Here is a 3586-nt window from a genome sequence, read left to right on the forward strand (position 1 = left end):
CTCATTAGGCCGAGAGCCGCTGCCGCGCGGCGGGGTCCGGGCGCCCCGCCGCGCCCGGCGTCTCGCCCGCCAGCCGGGTGAGCACCTCCCGGTCCGCGGGCGTCGCGGGCGTCTGGAGCCAGATGGTGGACTCCGGATCGTCACCCGGTCGCAGCACCGACAGCATCAGCGAGATGTCGCCGAGCGGCGTGGCCGCGCTGACCGTGCGGCCCGTGAACACGCGCACGGACCGGCACTGCCACCAGGCACGCAGCTCGGGGCGTGCCTGTTCGAGCAGCTCCAGCACGGCGCGGCCGCGCTGGTCGTCGGGATGATGACCGATCTGGGCGCGGAACTGGGCGAGCAGGTCCTTGGCCACGTCCTCGGACCCGCCCATCCCGTCCCGGGTCCGGGGCTGCGCCACCAGCAGCCACAGCAGGTTGCGCTGGGGCTCGGGCACGTCGGCGGGATCCCCCCACAGGGCGGTGTAGGCGTCGTTCCAGGCGGTGACGTCGAAGCGCCGGTCGAGCAGCAACGCCGGACAGTTCGGCCAGTTGTCCAGCACCGAACGCAGCGCCTTGACGAGGGTGTGGTGGCGGTCCGCTGGCGGCGTGTGCAGGCCGGCGAGCGCCAAGGCGTGGCGACGACCGTCGTCGTCGAGCCGCAGAGCCCGGGCGACGGCCTCAAGGACCTGCCGGGAGGCGGCGACCCGGCCTTGTTCCAGCCAGGTGTACCAGGCGAGGCCGAGGCCGGAGAGCGCGGCGACCTCCTCCCGGCGCAGCCCCGGGGTGCGGCGGCGAGGTGTGGCAGGCAACCCGACGTCCTCGGGTCGCAGGCGCTCACGGTGGGCACGAAGAAAGAATCCAAGCTCACGCTGGCGGGCGTCGTCGCTCATCGGTTCCAGTCGGATCGGGCGGCCTGGTCGACACCCCCGATCCGGCACATCCGGTGGGCGGGACAGCATCGACACAGGGACACGCGGTCAGCAGGACTGCTACTACCCTCAGCCGCCAACAACGCCTAACAGCAGTCACCCATGTGATAGCTGAAATCCAGCCACCGCCGCCGGATCAGCGCAGGCCGAAACGGCCGAGCGGATCGTCCAACGCAAGAGGACACAGCCCCATGGTGGCATCGCCCGGCGGCCATGTCCGGCGCTTACCCGGAGAGATCGTGCCATTTACATGATCGAATAACGTCAGCGCGAATTTCGATACCCGAAGCAACCTATCGATAACCGCAAGTATATAGATATGTGATGATCATCCGGAATCCGGGTCATCGAAAACACCGACTCGCGGAACGTGTTCATCCCGCCATGGCGCCCACGGCCACCCCGATCATTCGATCATCCGGTCCGGCGCCCGGTCCGGCGCCGATCCGCGCCCACGGCCCGTCCAGCCCGCATGCGGACCGTCCAGCAGTCCGTGCCGATAGGCGTAGAGGCCAGCGCGTAGCCGGTCCGACTGGCCGATCTTGCGCATCGCACCGGTGAGGTATCGCTTGACCGTTGCCTCGGCCAGGGCGAGCTCGCAAGCGATCTCCGCGTTCGACAGACCGCGGGCGAGTTGGCCGAGCACCGCGCGTTCCCGGGAGGTCAGCCCGAGGGCCTGCGGTGGCAGTTCGGCCTGGACCGGCGGCCCCGGCACCCCCGTCGGCGGCGGCGCGGGCAGGAAGACCACGCCGCCGAGCGCGGCGATGGTGACCGCGTGGGCGAGGTCTGCAGGCGGGGTGTCCGGCAGCACCGCCCCCGACGCCCCGGTGGTGAGGATCTGGGTCAGTTCGGCGCAGGTGGCCAGCGGCCGCAACAGCAGAACGCGCGTGGTGGGGATCCGATCGGCCTCCACGCGCAGCCGGCGCACCGCCGCGAGGTCGGTCGCGAGATCCCCCGCGAGCCCGAGCAGCAGGACCCGGGGACGCGAGCGGCGGATCTGCGGCAGCGCGGCATCCAGCCGATGGCCGCGGCCGACGACGTCGAGCCGGCAGATCGTCGAGAGCAGCAGGTGCAGCCCCGCCCCGGTCACCGGATGGGCGTGCAGCAGAAACACCGACACGCCGCCGTCGATTTCCGTGGGCGTGAGATCCTTGGCGTACGCGGGACACTCGGGCTGCGCGGACGCCTCGGCGCGAACGGGAACCCCGGGACAGGCCGGAACCCTGACCTGCGGCGGACCCCCGGAGGACGCGGAGGACCCGGAGGACGCAGAGCACGCGGAGGACCCGGAGACCTCGGCACGGACGGGAGGGGGCGAGGCGGCTCCGATCGTCATGACTCCGGGTCCTTACCACGAGGAGCGCACGCGGGCCGGCGGTATCACCCCGCCGTCCCGCGTGCAGGGGGCTGGCCTGACCGTAGGCACCTTCGGGTAGCTCAACCAGGTAGGCGGTGGTATCGCTAACACCCTCCGCGCACGCCGTCCCCGGACCCCTCCGCCCGGTCCGACAGCCACCGGTCCGACAGCCACCTGCCGTCAGGCCTCAGAGCGGACGGGTGATCAGCTCCCGGATCTGGTCGGTGACAGGTCCCAGGTCATCCCGGCGGAGCAGGTTGATCCGGTTGCGGGTGATGTCCCCGCGGTGGACGAACTCATAGAGGTCCTGACGCTGCCCGAAGCTGTCCGCCGTGAGCTCCCAGGCCAGCCGGAACAGCCGTGACTTCTCCTCGACCGGGAGGTTCGCGCCCCGCATGTACCGATCAAGACAGGGCCGCAGGTCGGCGGCGGCGAGGTCACGCTCGCTGGGCTGCATGAGGACACCCGACGAGCCGATCCGCCGCACGATCTCCACCGCCCGGCCGGCGACCTGCGCCGACCACACGCGGCTCGCGTCGGTGTTACCCGGCGCGAGCAGGCCGCCGTCCGTCGTCTCGACCCGGGCCTCCCCCGCGTCGAGAAAGTACCCGACGAGGTCGACGTAGCTCGCCAACTCCCCGAGGTCCTCCTGGACGTGACGCAGCCCCGAGGCTCCGATCGCGTCGGCGAGCAGCGTGCCGACGGCGAGCAAGGTCCGCAGCCGTTCCTGGTAGCGGATGTGGCCGGCGGCCGCACTCCAGGCGTTGATCCGTCCGAGTCCGACCCGGGCGAGGTTGCCGTCGCGCAGCAAGAACACCCGGTCCCACGGAACCAGCACGTCGTCGAAGAACAGCATGGCGTCCTGCTCGTCGAACCGGGACGCGAGCGCGTGGGCGTGCCCGTACGGCCGGGCCCCCAGCGGCTCCCGACAGAGGATCTTCACGCCTGGGGTAGCCAGCGGCAGGCCGAACCAGATCACGAACTGCTCGGCCTCGCGCTGCGCGAAGCTCGCCGAGAGGTACACGAGCACCTCGTGGGCCAGTGGGGCCAGCGTCGTGAGCTGCTTGGCGCCCCGGACGACGACGCCGTCGTCCCGCTCGGCGATGATGCGCAGCGCGAGATCGGGATCGTCCACGGGGCTGGTGGTCCGGTCGATCTGCGGGTCGCCCAAAGCGTGGCCGAGGACCAGGTCATTGGCCGCACAGTGCCGGTAGAAGGCCACCGCGTTGGCGCCGAAGCCGGCCTGGTTGCGCTCCAGATGGTCCCGGAAGTCGAGCAGACCCACCGCCACGTTCGCCATGAACGACGGCGACCGG

General features: G+C 71.2%; 3 protein-coding genes. All 3 read right to left on the bottom strand.

Going from position 1 to position 3586, the window contains the following annotated elements; translation table 11 throughout:
- Positions 1-4 precede the first annotated feature (4 nt).
- The gene (locus tag AC08ON_RS13820) at positions 5-874 is read right to left on the bottom strand and encodes a helix-turn-helix transcriptional regulator (protein WP_476617111.1); all 870 of its coding nucleotides are present in this window, start codon (positions 872-874) and stop codon (positions 5-7) included.
- Positions 875-1319: 445 nt separating this feature from the next.
- Complete coding sequence (locus tag AC08ON_RS13825; RefSeq protein WP_476607901.1) at positions 1320-2249, bottom strand: response regulator transcription factor; 930 nt, start codon at positions 2247-2249, stop codon at positions 1320-1322.
- Positions 2250-2457: 208 nt separating this feature from the next.
- Positions 2458-3586, bottom strand: a 1129-nt coding sequence (locus tag AC08ON_RS13830) for a 4-hydroxyphenylacetate 3-hydroxylase N-terminal domain-containing protein (RefSeq protein WP_476617112.1), incomplete at its 5' end; no start/stop codon positions are given.

The sequence above is a fragment of the Frankia sp. CoWAU3 genome, assembly GCF_977971855.1.